Origin of the sequence: Vibrio salinus (genome assembly GCF_021272385.1) — a bacterium.
Classification (GTDB): Bacteria; Pseudomonadota; Gammaproteobacteria; order Enterobacterales; family Vibrionaceae; genus Vibrio; species Vibrio salinus.
The window spans coordinates 782596-799131 of record NZ_JAJSDZ010000005.1; the positions used below are offsets into that span (position 1 = coordinate 782596).

At 41.2% G+C, this 16536-nt stretch carries 17 protein-coding genes and 1 other RNA gene; 13 read left to right on the forward strand and 5 right to left on the reverse strand.

Annotation, left to right across the window (positions count from 1 at the left end; all coding sequences use genetic code 11):
- The first annotated feature begins 105 nt into the window (after window positions 1–105).
- Entirely contained in the window at window positions 106–1770 is a 1665-nt protein-coding gene (gene recN, locus LRQ06_RS03780) for a DNA repair protein RecN (protein WP_232765103.1), read from the forward strand.
- 143 nt (window positions 1771–1913) lie between these two features.
- Window positions 1914–2273 (forward strand): outer membrane protein assembly factor BamE, encoded by a 360-nt coding sequence (gene bamE, locus LRQ06_RS03785; protein WP_232765104.1) that lies wholly within the window; start codon window positions 1914–1916, stop codon window positions 2271–2273.
- A gap of 71 nt (window positions 2274–2344) precedes the next feature.
- Here the strand turns inward: bamE and LRQ06_RS03790 are convergent, their stop codons facing one another.
- Both LRQ06_RS03790 and LRQ06_RS03795 read right to left on the reverse strand, forming a co-directional pair.
- Entirely contained in the window at window positions 2345–2662 is a 318-nt protein-coding gene (locus LRQ06_RS03790; RefSeq protein ID WP_232765105.1) for an RnfH family protein, read from the reverse strand.
- Complete coding sequence (locus tag LRQ06_RS03795; protein WP_232765106.1) at window positions 2646–3095, reverse strand: SRPBCC family protein; 450 nt, start codon at window positions 3093–3095, stop codon at window positions 2646–2648. Before LRQ06_RS03795 ends, LRQ06_RS03790 begins: the two co-directional genes overlap by 17 nt.
- Window positions 3096–3210: 115 nt before the next feature.
- Here LRQ06_RS03795 and smpB point away from each other — a divergent pair, with 115 nt between their 5' ends.
- Complete coding sequence (smpB, locus tag LRQ06_RS03800; RefSeq protein WP_232765107.1) at window positions 3211–3690, forward strand: SsrA-binding protein SmpB; 480 nt, start codon at window positions 3211–3213, stop codon at window positions 3688–3690.
- Between the two features lie 67 nt (window positions 3691–3757).
- On the opposite strand, the gene LRQ06_RS03805 is transcribed toward smpB, so the two are convergent.
- Window positions 3758–4735, reverse strand: a complete 978-nt coding sequence (locus LRQ06_RS03805) for an ion channel (RefSeq protein WP_232765108.1) — start codon at window positions 4733–4735, stop codon at window positions 3758–3760.
- A gap of 174 nt (window positions 4736–4909) precedes the next feature.
- On the opposite strand from LRQ06_RS03805, the gene ssrA reads away from it, so the two are divergent.
- From ssrA to LRQ06_RS03855, 10 genes are all read left to right on the forward strand, one after another.
- Window positions 4910–5276, forward strand: a transfer-messenger RNA (tmRNA) gene (gene ssrA, locus LRQ06_RS03810).
- 191 nt (window positions 5277–5467) lie between these two features.
- Window positions 5468–6715 carry an integrase domain-containing protein gene (locus tag LRQ06_RS03815; protein ID WP_232765109.1) on the forward strand — a complete coding sequence of 416 codons (1248 nt, stop codon included), beginning with the start codon at window positions 5468–5470 and terminating at the stop codon, window positions 6713–6715.
- Window positions 6716–6725: 10 nt separating this feature from the next.
- Window positions 6726–7472, forward strand: coding sequence for a hypothetical protein (locus LRQ06_RS03820; RefSeq protein WP_232765110.1), 747 nt, complete (start codon window positions 6726–6728; stop codon window positions 7470–7472).
- A 100-nt stretch (window positions 7473–7572) separates the two neighbouring features.
- Window positions 7573–7791, forward strand: a complete 219-nt coding sequence (locus tag LRQ06_RS03825; protein WP_232765111.1) for an AlpA family phage regulatory protein — start codon at window positions 7573–7575, stop codon at window positions 7789–7791.
- 173 nt (window positions 7792–7964) lie between these two features.
- A complete protein-coding gene (locus LRQ06_RS03830; RefSeq protein ID WP_232765112.1) occupies window positions 7965–8390 on the forward strand; it encodes a helix-turn-helix domain-containing protein in 426 nt (141 codons plus the stop codon).
- Window positions 8383–8631 (forward strand): hypothetical protein, encoded by a 249-nt coding sequence (locus LRQ06_RS03835; protein WP_232765113.1) that lies wholly within the window; start codon window positions 8383–8385, stop codon window positions 8629–8631. The genes LRQ06_RS03830 and LRQ06_RS03835 overlap by 8 nt, the downstream gene beginning before the upstream one ends.
- A gap of 52 nt (window positions 8632–8683) precedes the next feature.
- Window positions 8684–9388: a 3-phosphoshikimate 1-carboxyvinyltransferase gene (locus tag LRQ06_RS03840; RefSeq protein ID WP_232765114.1), complete on the forward strand. Its 705-nt coding sequence runs from the start codon at window positions 8684–8686 to the stop codon at window positions 9386–9388.
- The gene (locus LRQ06_RS03845) at window positions 9385–10857 is read left to right on the forward strand and encodes a terminase (protein WP_232765115.1); all 1473 of its coding nucleotides are present in this window, start codon (window positions 9385–9387) and stop codon (window positions 10855–10857) included. The genes LRQ06_RS03840 and LRQ06_RS03845 overlap by 4 nt, the downstream gene beginning before the upstream one ends.
- Before the next feature lie 56 nt (window positions 10858–10913).
- Entirely contained in the window at window positions 10914–11369 is a 456-nt protein-coding gene (locus LRQ06_RS03850; RefSeq protein ID WP_232765116.1) for a hypothetical protein, read from the forward strand.
- A 109-nt stretch (window positions 11370–11478) separates the two neighbouring features.
- Entirely contained in the window at window positions 11479–12378 is a 900-nt protein-coding gene (locus LRQ06_RS03855) for an IS982 family transposase (protein ID WP_232765117.1), read from the forward strand.
- Between the two features lie 279 nt (window positions 12379–12657).
- Here the strand turns inward: LRQ06_RS03855 and LRQ06_RS03860 are convergent, their stop codons facing one another.
- Together LRQ06_RS03860 and LRQ06_RS03865 are read right to left on the reverse strand one after the other, a co-directional pair.
- Window positions 12658–13368: a M48 family metallopeptidase gene (locus tag LRQ06_RS03860; RefSeq protein WP_232765469.1), complete on the reverse strand. Its 711-nt coding sequence runs from the start codon at window positions 13366–13368 to the stop codon at window positions 12658–12660.
- Window positions 13368–16532, reverse strand: a complete 3165-nt coding sequence (locus LRQ06_RS03865; RefSeq protein WP_232765118.1) for a type I restriction endonuclease subunit R — start codon at window positions 16530–16532, stop codon at window positions 13368–13370. The genes LRQ06_RS03860 and LRQ06_RS03865 overlap by 1 nt, the downstream gene beginning before the upstream one ends.
- Between the last annotated feature and the right edge of the window lie 4 nt (window positions 16533–16536).

Genomic DNA, 16536 nt, shown 5'->3' on the forward strand with positions numbered 1-16536 from the left:
AAAAATCGCATTCGGTAATAAAATGATGGACCAGCTCTTTACTGTATAAAGAAACAGTATATACTGTTTCTTTATACAGTATTGTTTTAATATACAGGTACTATCATGCTGGCTCATTTAAGTGTAAACAATTTTGCTATCGTAAAATCTTTGCAGTTAGAACTGTCAAAAGGAATGACAACCATTACCGGAGAAACAGGGGCTGGTAAATCCATCGCTATTGATGCGCTCAGTTTATGTCTGGGCGGACGGGCAGAAACTGGCATGGTTCGCCAGGGAGAAGAGAAAACCGATGTGAGTGCCGCCTTTTCTCTCGACAATAACCTGAATGCCTCCCGGTGGCTGGAAGACAACGATCTGCTTGACGGTACCGAATGTATTCTGCGCCGGACCATTTCAAAAGAAGGACGTTCCAGAGCGTTCATCAATGGTAGCCCGGTCCCATTATCACAACTCAAATCTCTTGGTCAGTTGTTAATCAATATTCACGGCCAACATGCTCACCAGCAGCTAATGAAAACCGAGCATCAGATATCCATGCTCGATCAGTATTCCGGGCACGCCTCCTTATTAAGTACCACCAGAAAGACGTATCAGGACTGGTGTCACGCCAGAAATGAACTGGCACAGCTAAAAGAGAACAGCCAACAGAATCAGGCTCAGATCCAGCTTTTAGAATACCAGCTAAAAGAATTAGATGAGCTGGCGCTCAACGAAGATGAATTTATGGAGCTTGAACAAGAACATAAACGTCTTTCAAACAGCGGTGAACTGGCTGCCCACTGCCAACAGGCGGTTGATCTTCTCAATGACAATGAAGAATGCAATGCTCTTAATTTATTACAGACCATTAATCATCACCTTATCAGTTTATCGGAACTGGATGACAAGTTAACCGGGCTTCCTTCGATGCTTTCGGAAGCCGTTATCCAGCTAGAAGAAACCAGCAGTGAGCTGAGGCTTTATCTTGATAACATTGATGTTGATCCGGAACAAATGGCCTGGGTGGAAGAGCGTTATTCAAAAGTCATGTCTCTGGCCCGTAAACATTATGTCCAGCCGGATGAACTTTACTCTCACCATCAGGCGCTTCGGAAACAAATTGAAACACTGGACAGCTCTGATGAAAAAATTCAGGAACGGGAAGCGGACGTTGAAAACAAATTACGCCATTTCAGGAAACAGGCAGAAAAGTTACATAAATCCCGGGCCAGATACGCAAAAGAACTGAATAAACTCATCAGTAAGAGCATGCATGAACTAAGCATGGAAAAAGCCAAATTTTCGATTCAGCTTGACTACGATGAAAACCGCCCTTCTCCACTGGGGTGTGATTCCGTCAGCTTTCTGGTATCAACCAACCCCGGGCAACCTTTACAGGCAATCAGCAAAGTGGCATCCGGTGGTGAACTTTCTCGTATATCACTGGCGATCCAGGTTATTACTGCCCAAAAAGTCGATACACCAAGCCTTATTTTCGATGAAGTCGATGTGGGTATCAGTGGCCCAACGGCAGCTATTGTCGGCAAAATGCTACGCCAGTTGGGCGAATCTACTCAGGTTTTATGCGTTACCCATTTGCCTCAGGTAGCCGGATGCGGTCATCAGCAGCTCTTTGTTGCGAAAAATAGCAAGGCAGGAAAAACAGAGACCCAGATGCTCCCACTGAATACAGAACAGAGGATTGAAGAGCTGGCAAGGCTTTTGGGCGGAAGTACTATTACAGAAACCACGTTAGCTAATGCAAAAGAGTTACTAATTGCAGCATAAGGTTTTTTTTGTGCTTATTGATGAAACCAATTAAAAAAACTGTGGTCATAAGTATTCAGAACACTAAGTATGCTTTTACATCTGCTCTAACCTTGTTTATTATCGGAGCAGTTTCTTGAATAACGACATTATCAGTAATCTTTATGCAGTTGAAAAAATGGTTTTTCCTAGTACCAGCCTCGCTCATTATGTTGAGCGGCTGTTCCGTTGCCAACAAATTAGTGTACCGAATCGATATCAATCAGGGTAATTATGTTGAGCAACAATCCGTTGACCAGCTAAAATTTGGCATGAGCAAAGATCAGGTCCGTTATGTAATGGGCTCACCAATGCTTGTCGAGAACGGCTATCCAAATACCTGGTACTACATATACAGCCATAAGCCAGGCAACGGAAAAACCGTTCAGAAAAATTTAATTGTTAAGTTCAATGAAAACGGTAGTCTGGTTAAGATTGCTGGCGATTTTAATAATGGCGAAAACTTCTTCGAAGGCATTCATTAAACCGTTCTTTTCAGAATCTTACAGAAATAAAAGAAAGAATACGGACAGTATAAAGCTCGCAATGGCGAGCTTTATTGGTTTGCAGCTTTGGCTTTTTTTCTCGCCTCTTCTGCCCGTTTCCGGCGAATCTCTTTCGGATCCGCAATCAAAGGGCGGTAAATTTCAATGCGGTCTTTATTTCTCACCAATGAATCAAGCTTAACGGTACGCCCGAAAACGCCGACTTTATTTTTGGTTAAATCAATTTCAGGATAAACATCGATAATTCCGGATTGCTTGATAATATCTTCAACGGACATGGAAGACTCAACAACCAGAGAAATTACCCTTTGCTCATGGGGCAGCGCATAAGCCACTTCAACCTGAATGGTATCAGACTCGGCATTCATTGTTTTCATACACCTGTTTTGCACGTTTGGTAAATGCATTCACCATATTATTCGTCAGTTCATTAAAGATCTTACCAAAAGCCATTTCAATCATTTTACTGGAAAATTCAAACTCCAGCTTCAGCTCGACCTTGCAAGCCTGTTCATCAAGCGGCGTAAAATACCACCCGCCACTCAACGTCTTAAAAGGTCCGTCCACCAGCGTCATTAAAATTGCTTCGCCCGGTATCAACCGGTTAGATGTCGTAAACGTTTTACTGATCCCGACTTTTGATACATCCACAGATGCCACCATTTTTTCCGATGTTGCTTCGATCACTTTCGAACCGGAACATCCCGGCAAAAATTCCGGATAGCCGTCAACATCGTTGACCAAATCGTACATTTGTTCAGCACTAAACGACACTAACGCCGAACGACTCATCTGCTTCATAATGACTCCTCTGTATAGCCTAAACAGCAAGGCTGTCGCAATTTTACTTTTATTCTCGTCAGACGCAATAAAAGGATTTCCTTAACGTAATCTGATACGTATAATGAGCCACACTATGGCAAAGAAAAAAACGAAACCAAGCAGCAATACCATTGCTCAGAATAAAAAAGCTCGCCACGAATTCTTCATCGAAGATGAAATAGAAGCGGGGCTGGAGCTTCAGGGCTGGGAAGTGAAATCACTTCGTCAGGGTAAAGCCAATATCGCTGAAAGCTACGTTTTCCTTAAAGAGGGCGAAGCCTTTATCTCTGGTATGACGATCACTCCTCTGAAACAGGCATCCACTCATGTTGTGGCAGATCCAACACGCGTACGCAAACTGCTTCTGTCCCGGCGTGAACTTGACAACCTTATCGGCAAGACAAACCGTGACGGTATGACGCTAGCCGCTTTGACGTTATATTGGTCGCGTTCCTGGGCCAAATTGAAAATCGGCGTCGCTAAAGGTAAAAAACTTCACGATAAACGTGCCGATCTGAAAGAAAAAGACTGGCAGCGCGAAAAATCCCGGGTAATGAAAAGTTCATTGCGCTAGCTTTCCGGCTGATATTACCAAGAGGCAACGACACTAAGATCTGTTGCCTTTTTTATACTCCTAACTTTTACCTCGTCATTTTTTTTACAAATACAACTACAAACAAGGCCATCATAAAACTTCCCAGAAAGGCTTCCGTTGCCGCCACAAAACGGGCAATCCCCACCGGAGATATATCGCCATAGCCCAATGTCGTAAACGTAACCACGCTAAAATACACCGCATTCAGAAACTCAATAAGATAAAAGACCACAACCCGTTCCGGATCATACTCACTGGATATCGGCACGGTATCCAATACAAAATAAATGCAGGCACAACTTAAAATAAGAAAAATGGAGAACAGAACCACCCGTATGGGCTCTTCACCATACCCACAGAACAAATCGACTATCTTAGACACCGCTCTTTTTGAACTGAAAAATGGCATCTGATAACGCCGGAACCGCATTTCCCGTTTAAAAAAAACACCGGCATTTTCAAATAACCCCTGTTTTTCACACTGTTTTCTGATATTACGGCAGACTTCTTCCGATTCCTGAAACAGTAGTCTGGCTTCTTCAGTCTGTTTCGATTTCTGGTGTTCATACGCCAGCTTTTCCTGTTTCAGAAAATGTCCCCAACTTACATTTTCCAAACGCATCCGGGACAGATCGGCCCCCAAAAAATTAGCCCCTTCAACCTGAGCGCAATTTAGATTGGCATCCAACAACTTAGCTTTCATTAATGAAGATCCACGTAAATCCAGTCCGAAAAAGTGTGCCTTGGTTAAGTCCGCCCGGTAAAAATCCACGTTACGACACTGAAAACCACATTTAGCTCCGGAGTTAACCAGATTAATGTCTCTCAGGTTGGTTTTTGCCAACTGAAAGCCATCAAGCGGCCGCCCTGAATGCGCCCACTCTTCGACTTTCACTTTTACATCATCATCACTTTTATCAATGTCGGGATCGTGCCAGTAACAGAGACCTGACTCTCCGGCAGGCTGATCGCATTTCCACCCATCAGGAGAAACGTATCCACACACATGATCCGGTTTCTTCATACCGATACACTCTCTGAATATCATACCTCATTTTATCAAGTTTAGATGCTATCTCTTATGCTGCCCAAATCCGCAATCTCATTTAAATCACAAAAAGTGGATTAAAGTTAATCACTTGATAGGTGCAACACTGGACACTATCCTTATATCTGGTAGTATGCACAATCTACCTCAGGGGCTGATTTAGGATTCGACGGGAATGCTGAAGTCTGAGGTGCATGCCGAGGTGCGGTAGGCCTCGTTAACAAACCGCAAACAAATAGTCGCAAACGACGAAAACTACGCACTAGCAGCTTAATAACCTGCTCAGAGCCCTTCTGCCCTAGCCTCCGCTTGTAGGACGGGGAGTTCAGAAGGTCAAACCCAATCAAGCTGGCGTGGATTCCCCCACCTGAGGGATGAAGCGTAAGATTTAATTCAGGTTAGTCATTCGGTCGCGTGTCGGTTCGCAGTCGGGTGGTGAAATTAAAGATCGACTAAGCATGTAGTACCAAAGAGGAATGGTTTCCGGACGGGGGTTCAAATCCCCCCAGCTCCACCAAATTCGTATACGAAAACGTTCGATAACGTTATCTAAAGCCCCGAAGGCACTAGCCTCGGGGCTTTTTGTTGTTCATAATAGTTCGATGCAGTTTTATTGAATTCGGAAGTTTTGGTACTAAACAATGTACCAAGATATAGGTTAGTACTAATGCTTGGTACTAACATGTTTTCTATATAAGGAACATCGACATGGCACGCTTAGTTAAGCCTCTATCGCCAACACAAGTACAACAAGCTAAATCCAAAGAGAAAGAATACACATTAAGCGACGGACAGGGTTTAATGCTAAGTATTCGCCCATCAGGTAGTAAAGTTTGGATTTTCAAATATCAAAAACCGTATACCAAGAAGCGTACAAACATTTCATTCGGTAGTTTTCCAGAAATCAGTCTTTCAGAAGCCCGTAAGCTTAGACTTGAAGCTTTAACACTCTTAGCCAAGCAAATCGATCCAAGAGAACACAAACAGCAAGAGACACGTGGAAAACTCGCTGAACTAGAACACACTTTCGAAAAAATATCTGAATCCTGGATGACTGTAAAAAAATCTACTGTTTCAGAAAATTATTCCACGGATATCTGGCGTTCATTTGAATTACATATTTTCCCAAAGCTAGGCAAATTACCTATCAGCAAAATTACGGCTATAGAAACAATCAATACGTTAAAGCCAATTGCAGCTAAAGGTTCACTCGAAACTGTCAAACGTTTGTGCCAACGCATAAATGAAGTCATGGACTTTGCCGTCAACACTGGGATTATCCATGCCAATCCACTAAGCAAGATTCACTCAGCTTTCCATGCTCCTAAAAAGAAAAATATGCCAACCATTAGTCCAGATGAACTCCCTCAGTTTATGACTACCCTCTCGAGAGCAAGCATTAAGCTTACTACTCGGTGCTTAATCGAATGGCAACTGCATACAATGACAAGACCTCAAGAATCATCAGGAGCTAAATGGTCAGAAATCGATTGGGATAAGAAAGTATGGACAGTTCCAGCAGAACGGATGAAGAACCGTCGTGAACATACAATTCCCCTAACCCCTCAAATGATAGAGCTGCTAGAGGTAATGAGACCTATCAGTGCTCATCGTGCATTTATATTTCCAGCTGATCGAGATCCCAAAAAACCGACGAATTCTCAAACTGCAAACGCTGCCATTAAACGAATGGGCTATCAAGGAAAACTTGTTTCACACGGACTAAGAGCTATTGCCAGTACAGTGTTAAACGAACAAGGCTTTAACCCTGATGTAATTGAAGCAGCTCTATCCCATGTTGATGGCAATGAAGTGCGCCGAGCCTACAACCGCACTGACTACCTAGAACAGCGCCGCCCTGTAATGTGCTGGTGGAGTGAATACATTGAACATGCAGCTCAAGGAAATTTAAGTCTAAGTAAAAGCAATGGAATCCTTCGCATAGTCAACCAGTGAAAATAATCTTATGAGTAAAGAAAAAATATTCCCTAACTTATTTACCGCTAATCGTCCCAAAATAAGCCTAAAGAAAAAAGAACTATGCCAGTATGGCGACGTAGTCAGAGTAATCAGCATCATTCCTGAAGGACAGAAGCTCTTAGAACACATTGTAGAACAAGCGAATAACCTACCCAATAATAGATTTGAAACAAGAACCTATGCCGAAATTTCGCTACTGAATAAAAATGAAATCATCAGAGAAGCTTCTGATTCTATAGCAGCTTTTAGGTCTGTGGAAAAACACTTAATAGAGGCAGGAGCGAGCCCATCAATGTTAGAAATTCTCGTAAGGAAAGCCGTAAACCTTGGCTCATTGATCGGTACTTACAACGAAACGACCGATTATTTGGAGCCCACATCTAAGTTAAGCATCGATGCGTTTAATAAATCCAAAGGGGCTAAAAAGACACAAGAAAAAAAGAACAGAGAGCGTGCTATTATTGAAAAAATGGTTGAATCAGTACACAACCATTACAGAGATAGGATGCCGAAAAAGACCAGTCTAGCAGAAGTCATCCTTAAACGACTACATGAGGCTAGTACAAAGCGCTTTGCAAAAAGCACAATAACAAGTGTCATCAAATACTACTGCGAACAACACAACGTTTCGTTAGCTAGAAGACCTGAGAGTGATTACCCTAAACAAAATGAAGTCTACTTATTATTAAATGATAATTTCAATAACAAGATAATTATTGATGCTCTAAAATAATTTCAAAACATAGTAAAAACGCTAGCACTTCTATCTAGTTCCTTTCTCAATAAACCACCACAATAGCCTTCGAACACAATAATACAGCTTCGGAGGCTATATGGAAAATCAAGCACAAAAACTTCAATATTCGTTTATTGATCGCGTAGTACGAGAACCAGAAAGATTTCACTTAACAGGCTTATCAAGAGTTCGTACCTGGGAGTTAGAAAAGCTAGGTCTCTTTCCAAAACGCAGAAAACTCACACCAAACGGAAACTCTGTTGGTTGGCTTTATTCAGAGCTAATGGAATGGGTTCAAACAAGAGAAACAGCATAAGCACTGTTATTTAGTTTGTTAATTGGTTTGTTAGTGGGTCTACCTGACGCTAACTAAGTACCCACAAGACCATACAAAAAAGCCACAGTGAAAACGAACGTATCACTGTGACCATTATCAATTAACTGCATACGAAGCCGCCAAACTTATTTGCAGTAAAGGAATTATATCACATGACACCACTTTCAGTAATAAATGAATTATTAAGACAATCAGCAGAATCGAATAATCTCTCAGGAATCGATAAAGCAACTCTTATGACTCTATTTTCTTATGTAAACAGAGATTTTGAATGTTTTCCGTCAATAAAAACACTTTCACAAAATTCTGGATTCAGTGAATCATCTACAAAACGAGCCATAAAAAAGCTTGAAGAGCTCAATTTTATTACCAAAAAACGTCGCTATTCATCATCTGGTCCCACTAGCAATTTATACAAGATAAACATCTTATTATTGCTAAACGATAACCCCAGAAAACCGAAAATTAAAGCTACTCCGACTAGTTCTTTCTTAGCTCAAGACGGTAATTACTATTCATCCCCTATTGAGTTTTATAAAACCAGAGTCAGCGATTTTGGAGGTCAGATTCATGCGTAATACATATAACTGGCCGTTATTATCAGCTCAATTCCGATTAGCTACTGTTAAATCACCAAAAATATCAATGTCTGCTTTTGCTAGCGCAAGAGATATACCCTCTAGTACTTTTAGGAAAGGAATTCGACGACAAAGAATGAAGGAGTTACTGCAAGAAATTAAAGAACTTTCTCCAACTGTCTCAAAAGTAGTATTAGCCGTCATACATTTACAGATAGCAGAATCATTCTCAAATAATTAACACATTAATCATGTACGGAGCGAACAGCTCCGTACATACAGCGATAATAGCTATGAAAAAAGAAAGAAAAATAAAATCATTGGCAGTAAAAGAAATCGACTATGAATTAGATTCATATAGGCGAGCTCGTTTTATAAAAAATAACAAAGCAGCCTTAATTCACGGAGGATATTCCAGAGACATGCCTCCGGAGGTTAAAGACGCTTTTTTGGCTAATGATTATTCTTATGAGTTTGCCCAATTAAAAAATCAGGTTGCTCAAATAGCAATTCTGGGCGGTTCTCGTATTGAAGAACTCTATGAACAGGGAGATGTATCGTCTGCACTTGCCGTTTCTCTTGCTTGTGCAGACCGAGTATCTAAATTAATACCTCAAATACAAAAGGCACTTGAATCACCACTACTCGCTGATGACGAACTTCCACCAGCAAAACAAAAAATAAAGAATCGATGGCTCAAGAAACTCCAGACTGGTGGATGTACTGCATTAGATGTTGCTTATCAGTTTGAAGTTAATGACCTAGGTTCCCTTCCGACATATGTACTTAAAAAGCTCGATTTCGAGTTAAAGAACACAACAGTCGAAATCGAGGATGAATTATTCACTCGCCAGGATATCGATAAGATGACCGAAGAATATTGGAACAACATTGAATCAGAACGAACCAAACAGGAAGATAGACTTAAGGCAATTCATCTCGAAAAAGCACGCATAAACAAAAAGTTTTTTGGTGACAATGAAGAATCAGATAAATGAATAAACTTAAAACTATTTTATCAGAACCCCGTTACCCTCAATTCTTATTTCAGTACCGATATAACTGGATTGAATTTGCACTACTCTGCGGCAAAAGCCCCACTTGGCAACAGCGACTAATCATAGAAGCAGTCCAAAAAAAAGGCTCAAGAGTCTCAGTCTCTAGCGGGCATGGCACCGGGAAAAGCGATATGACCAGTATTATGATTTTAGCCTTCATAATACTAAACCCAGAAAGCCGAGTTGTTGTCGTTGCTAATAATGCGGCTCAAGTAAGAAACGTTATCTGGAAATACATCAAAATAAATTTCAGAGCACTTTGTACCAACGTGCCTTGGTTATCACAATACTTCGAACTTAACGAACGAGAATTCTTCGCAGTTGGTTACAAGGGCGTATGGAGCTGCATTGCAAAATCCGCCCGCCTAGGTAATGAGGAAGCCCTTGCCGGGGAACACTGCCACACATACTTAGTCGTTGTTGATGAGGCTAGTGGCTTACCGGATAAAGCACTTCAAGTGTTAAGTGCAGCACTAACTGAAGAACACAACAATATGTGCCTGTTAAGTCAACCGACAAGAACATCAGGCTTTTTCTATGATACTCACCATCGGCTTAGTGATATATGGGAAGCAATAACACTTAACTCCGAAGAATCACCTTTAGTAACCCCAGAATTCATCGGTGAAAAGTTAATTTCATATGGTGGTGAAGACTCTCCAGAATATCAAATCAAAGTACTGGGGCGTTTTCCTAACAACATGGAAGGTTATTTACTAAGCCGATTAGATTGTGATCGAGCGGCATCGTGCCACATTGACATATCCAATACCGATTGGGGATGGGTTGCAGCGTGTGATGTGGGCAATGGGCGAGATAAATCCGTTATCAATATATGCAAAGTATCTATCGATGAACCAGAACATCGAATTGTACTATCGCACCAACTATTTGAGATGTCCTCGGAGATTGATCCTATTGACTTTGCCTATGAGATAAAAAAAGTAGTAGCACCTTATCTCTCTGAAAATATTTTAGTTGTCATTGACGGTGATGGCGTCGGGTTTTCAACCGTTAAAATAGCTCAAGAAATTGGATTAAACGTTCAGGAAATCCGTTGGGGAAAACCCGTCTTCAATAAAAATGCGAGAAGTCGATTTATCAACAAGCGCGCTTATAGCCATATCATGATGCGTAACGCAGTAAAAACAGATCGGTTAAAAATCGATTCAAGCGAAATGACTAAAGATCAAATGAGTCGACTACCTGTTTTTATTAATGAATTAGGACAATGGGTAGTTACATCAAAGAAAGAAATGCGGGAAAAATTAAACATAAAATCACCAGACCGTTCCGATACATACTGCTTTATGTTCTTAGCAACTCCTTCATCATCTAAAACTCGAAATGATGAACTATCTGCCGATAGACATGATTTTCTATCAAATTATAACTTTTCAGATAGTTAGCGAAACTCCGCGCGAATAACATACAATCAAATCAACATCAATAAATGAGAGAAAAAATGTTCCAAATACCCAACGAATTGAAAGGCAAAATATTACATGCTACAACCACTCAAAATTGGCATACAATAAAAGAAGCCGGATTTATCAGTACCACACCACCAAGTTTATTAAATTCAAATCCTATATCTCATTCTTTTATTACATCCATGAACGGGATTTGTCTCTTTGATTTTCGAACGCCTAATGCAAAAAAATGTGACACATTATTTAGTCATGTTCCAGGAATATCATCTCAGAATGAGACAGTCTGGTTAGAGATTGAATTTGAAAGTATCAAAAGTGATTTCTGGTCTGCTGAACAAGTCGTTGATGAATGGAGAAACTCTTCGAATCCACATAAAAGATGTTACTTGCATGCAGAAGGAGCATGCTTTTCAGATATACCAATTTCAGCCATTAAAGCTGTTATGATATATGAGAGAACCCAAGACAAATTCAACCCATTTAAATAGTAAATAACCTCAGCTCTGGATAAGAAATTGAGGATAAAAAAGGAACTAATTGCTCGTTCCTCGACCTGATCATTCGACCAAGAGTGAGCAGAACAAACAAGGAACGAGCATGGATAAGTTAATTGAAACCTTTTGTGATGTCGATGATTTCTGTCAGTTGTTTATCGGACAGTGGCAACAGCAGCTAATTGCCAATGGTCAAATGAAGCGTCGCCGAGCTTGCAAGCTCTCGCCAGCCGAGATAATGACCATCATCATCCATTTTCATCAATCCAGTTATCGTGATTTTAAAAGCTACTATCTGCTTTATGTATGCCGTTACCTCAATGACTACTTCCCAGAGCTTTTAAGCTACACACGGTTTCTGGGGATGACCGCCAGTGTAGTCGTACCCATGTGTAGCTATCTGACCTCTAAGCTTGGTAAACCAACGGGTATTCAATTTGTGGACTCAACCAAAATTGAGGTTTGCCACATTATGCGTGCAAAGAGAAACAAAGTATTTGAAGGCGTTGCAAACCATGGCAAAGGCACGATGGGATGGTCATTTGGGTTTAAATTGCACCTAATTATTAACCACCAAGGAGAGATCGTCTCTCTTAAACTGACCACGGGTAATGAAGACGATAGAAAGCCAGTGCCAGAGATGGCTGATGCTATTTGGGGAAAGCTATACGGCGACAAAGGCTACATCAGCAAAGCGCTGACCGGAGAGCTGCTGAACAAAGGCGTTGAGTTGATCACAACCATTCGAAAGAATATGAAAAAGAAATTCATTTCCTTGTGGGATAGAGCCTTGCTAAAGAAACGCTTCATTATCGAAACAGTCAATGACCAACTCAAAAACATCTCTTACATTGAGCACTCAAGGCATCGTAGCCTACATGGGTTCATTCTGAACCTTCTTGGGGGACTTATTGCGTATTGTCTGAAGGATACAAAACCAAGCTTGGATCTAACAGCTCATGAGCTTGAGCTGTTAGAAAGCAGTGATATTGTTCTGGCTTAACCAGATCTCAGGTTAAATAATTTTTATCCTTGCCCTTATTTTTGAACAAGGGCTTAAATTTTTTAATAATGAATAAGTTAATCTACGGTTGTATCAACTTAAAAGCACTATTGTCGAGGCATAACGATTTATTATGAAAAGGTTAATATTCTTAGCAATCACCGCAGTACTTGTAATCAGTGTATGGAATCATTTCAGTTCCCAAGAATGCACACCCCATGATATTTTTTGCAAACCAGCTAACGAGGTCATTAGTGGTAAGTAAACCATACTGAAGTACTACACCACCAACTTATGCACATTATCCTTGAGCCATTCCTTACACTCCCGGTAATCAGGCATCACACGCTCCACTTCTTTCCAGAACTGGATTGAATGGTCATGGTGGATCAAGTGGCACAGTTCATGTACTACGACGTAATCAACGATACGATTCGGTGCAAGGACAATTAGCCAGTTAAACTCCAGGTCACCATAGGGTGTGCAACTCCCCCAGCGGCTTTTGAATTCTTTGATACGGACCACGCCGGTTTCAACACCAACCTGTTTTGCGTAACGGGTGACTTTTTCGCGGATTTTCTTTTCAGCATTGCGCTTATACCAATTCAATAGCGCCCGACGAATGTAATGATATTGTGCGTCAGGATCTGGCACGGTAACCGTAATTCTGCCATTAATGAGTTTTGTGGGCGCTAAATCGCCCGTAAGCACTTTTAGCCGGTAATTACGTCCAAGGTAAGGGAATGATTCACCTGATACGTATTCTTTCTCTGAAGGCGGCTGAGCTTCCGCATAAATAGCAAGCTTTTCAATAATCCAATCGTGTTTGGAATCCACCAGCTGGTGGATTTTATCCATCGGCAAGGTTTTGGGTACCACAACAGAAACAATGCCCTCTTCTACTTTAATGGTCGCGGATTTTTTTCGGCTAGTACGTACTACAACGGCACAAAAGCCACGCCCTTCTACTTTTTCAGAAGCTGAAGTCATCACGATTTATTACCAAACTTAGTTTTTGCCAGCTCCAGAAAACGATCTTGCAGTATATTGATAAGGTCTATATCACCAAATGATTGCTCCAATACAAAGCGTTTGATTTTTTTCTTCATCCGCTTTATTTCATCAGATTTGTTAAAGAAATCGACAATATTGGTTGCTTCATCAAGTATTTTTACCAGAGCTTGAGTAGTGGTTTTAATTTCATCATGCACCGATTCTTCAATCACATCGCCATCTTTGGCTTTAGTCACTTCTGCCACCAGAATGTTATAGAACGAAAACTCTGTTTCACTTAATCCAACTTCTTGTGCTGCTTGCTGATGCCCTGTTTTTATATCACTGGTCATTTCCAGTAATAGCTCTAACTGTAAGGCCCAATTACCTGCGTTTTTTTCAATAATGTCACGCAACCGCAGACTCAGAGAACGGTAGTATTCCGGGTCTTCATCAAGATTAATGGTGATGTGATGTTTAATCGCACTCTCAATCTCAGAGGCTTTTGATTCATCGGACTTCAAAGACTGCACATTCGATTTGAAATTGGCTGCCAATAAATCGATAGGTGGAATTTTCGGATCAACACCCGTGCTGAGGATATGGTCATCCACCAATTGGCGAACTTTCTCGCCAACACCACTTAAATCCATCCCTTCATCACGATAACGATTTCTTGCAGCATGATGAACCTTGCCCCAAAGCTTCATATCAGCCACATAAGGCATAGCTGATTTATCCGGCAAAATGATATTTAACTGTTTAGCAAAACGTTTATATGCAATTTCAAACTGAGCCCTAACTGTGTCATCTTTCAGCGCAAGAACATAATCATCCACATCCGTACCAGAAACGTCACGGAAAAATGCCTTAACCCGGGTATGAGCCGCTTTCAGCTTTGGTAACTCATCTTTAAGACTTTGATAGGTCCCTTCCACATCATCGCTACTGAATAGATCTAATGCTTCAGTGAGATAATGAGTTAATCCGTAATAGTCGACGATAAAACCGCAAGATTTCCCCTTATAAGTCCGGTTCACCCTGGCAATCGCCTGCATGAGAGTATGATCCTGCAGTTTACGGTCGATATACATCACCTGAGCAATCGGGGCATCAAAACCGGTTAACAGCATGTCTTTCACAATCAGAAACGCCGTGTTATCGAACTTCTTATTTTGCTCATCAGTACCAGGCGCATCCTGACCAAATGGCTTTTTAAAATTAGCGATCACCTGTTTCTGGTGAGTTTTATCGGTGTATTTGGCGATTTCCGGTGAATCATTGTGATCGCCGGAGATAATTACCTCAGATTGTGGAGCACCGAGATCGTCCAGTGTTTCTTTAAAAACCGCGGCAGCGTGTCGGCTTCCCACGACAATCATGGCTTTAAACCCGTCAGGCAGAATATGCTCACGGTAATGTTTGAGCAAATCAATACACACCCAACGAATACGGGCAGGCGCTTCACGAACCGCCCGTTCTACACCGTATTTTTTCTTAATCTCAGCCTGTTCTTCTTTGCTATAACTGCCAAAATACTCATCAAACAGTTTATCCAGCGACTCACCAGCAACTTGGTTTTGTACTTCCCGACCTTCATAAAGTAACCGTACCGTTGCACCATCATCAATGGCTTCATTGATTTTGTATTTATCAATGTAGCCACCAAACGCATCATTCATTTTCTGCTGAGACTTCAGCAAAGGTGTTCCTGTAAACCCGATTTTTGGAGCATTAGGCAAAGCACTATTAATAGTAAGCGCTAACCCGCCGAATTGAGTGCGGTGAGCTTCATCGGCTAAGACAATAATTTTTTCAGATGTATTGAGGTCAACAAAGCTCTCATCGCCTTTCTCAAGTGCTTCTTTTTCAGCATCTCTAAACTTCTGGACCGTTGCCGTAACGAGATCTGAACTGTCTTTCTTTAACAGCGCTTTTAATGATTCAACCGAGGTTGCGTTGTATACCGTTTCCCCCTGCGCCCCAGTAAAAGTGGTAGAAAGCTGCTCATCAAGCTGTGTTCTATCGGTGACAAACACCAATTTGTACTGTTTTAACTCTGGGTCATGGCGCATTTTTACCGCCAACATCACCATAGTTAACGATTTACCACTGCCTTGGGTATGCCATACTACCCCTGATTTTTCTTTTCTATTCTTACCATGCTTAATACGTTCGATAACTTTATTCACAGCTCGGAATTGCTGATATCGAGCCACCTTTTTAATCAAACGCCCATCGACTGGTTCAAAGAGAATGAAATTACGGACAATATCAAGAAAGTTTTCACGGCTAAACATACCAGCAATTAAGCGCTGTTGTGCTGTCACTTCAAGAACTTGATAATCTGCCTTATCTTCAGCGACCTCTTGATACTCAAGCTCAACATCCGCAACGGATGAAGGCAATTCGATATCCATCTGTTCAGCCAACGAAATCACATTACTCAAACGTTGCTGAGTAATATCCTCATCTGTCAAAGGATAAGCGTCCTTCCATTCACCGAAATATTGTGCAGGTGAGCTAATCGTACCTACCTTTGCTTTATCTCGGCAGGTAGACACCATCAGTTGGTTATACCAAAACAGCTTTTCCGCACCTTCGAAGTGTTCAGGAATACGTTGATTCGCATAGCGTCTTAATTGGTCAATACCATGTGCTATAGGATCAGAGATATAAGGGGACTTACATTCAATAACGGCGAGTGGTAATCCATTCACAAAGCAGACAATATCAGGAATGATTTTTTGATTCAGACCTTCAACTTTAAATTGGTTAGTGCAGATAAAATCATTCTTACTGGGATCTTCAAAGTCAATCAGCTTAACGGTTTGACCTTTTCTACCTTTCCCCAAATCCTGTTCGACAGAAATATAACCGACCATCGTGTCATAAAAGCCTTGGTTATATTCCATTAAGCCAGCACAGTGAGGATAGGTAACCTCTCGCATCACTTTGCGCAAGTTCTCTTCATTGATCCATGGATTAATTCGAGTAATGGCAGCTTCTAAACGCTTAACCAATACCACATCGCTCAAATAATCACGTTCATGGTTTGGATGCTCTGGAGATAGGTTCTTGCCTGGTATATAAGTCCAACCAAGCCGGTGGAGCTGGACAATAGCAGGTTGTTCTACTTTGTCGAATTCATCATTAGCCATTAAT